Here is a 723-nt window from a genome sequence, read left to right as displayed (position 1 = left end):
GTGTCGTTGGCGAGGGCGACGGCTTCCTCTTCGGTCTCGAACTTGAACACCGGTGCGACCGGGCCAAAGATCTCTTCCTTCATGAAGCGCATCTTGGGTGTCGCGTTGGCGATGACCGTCGGCTGGAAGAACGAACCGCCGAGCGCATGGCGCTTGCCGCCGGCAACGATCTTGCCGCCCTTTGATGTGGCGTCGGCGATCAGTTCCTCGACCTTCTCGACCGCCTTCTCGTCGATCAGCGGCCCCTGCTGCACGCCGTCCTCGAGGCCGGAGCCGACCTTCAGCGCGTTGCTGGCGGCAGCGAGCTTCTCGACGAACTTGTCATAGACACCTGCCTGGACAAGGAAGCGGTTGGTGCAAACGCAGGTCTGGCCGGAATTGCGGTACTTGGCGGTGATGGCGCCGGCGACGGCACGCTCGAGGTCGGCGTCGTCGAAAACGATGAACGGCGCGTTGCCGCCGAGTTCCATCGACACCTTCTTGACGGTGACCGACGACTTCTGGATGAGAAGCTTGCCGACCTCGGTCGAGCCGGTGAAAGTGATCTTCGACACCAGCGGATTGGCGCAGATCTCGTCGCCGATCTCGCTGGCCGAACCGGTCAGGATGTTGACGACGCCCTTGGGGAAACCGACTTCCTCTGCGAGCGCGCCCCAGGCGAGACCCGAATACGGCGTCTGCGACGCAGGCTTGACCACGGCGGCGCAGCCCGCGGCCCGCGCC

The 723-nt window shown here is 64.6% G+C and carries 1 protein-coding gene; it reads right to left on the bottom strand.

What is annotated here, in order from left to right; translation table 11 throughout:
• Window positions 1-723 (bottom strand): aldehyde dehydrogenase family protein (locus tag ENZ74_RS33465; protein ID WP_127313369.1); only part of this gene is annotated, 723 nt, incomplete at both ends.

This window comes from Mesorhizobium sp. M7A.F.Ca.CA.002.15.2.1, from assembly GCF_003998715.1.
GTDB classification, from domain to species: domain Bacteria; phylum Pseudomonadota; class Alphaproteobacteria; order Rhizobiales; family Rhizobiaceae; genus Mesorhizobium; species Mesorhizobium ciceri.
The sequence above is the reverse complement of the archived record's forward strand: the minus strand, read 5'-3'. Positions and strand labels throughout refer to the sequence as shown.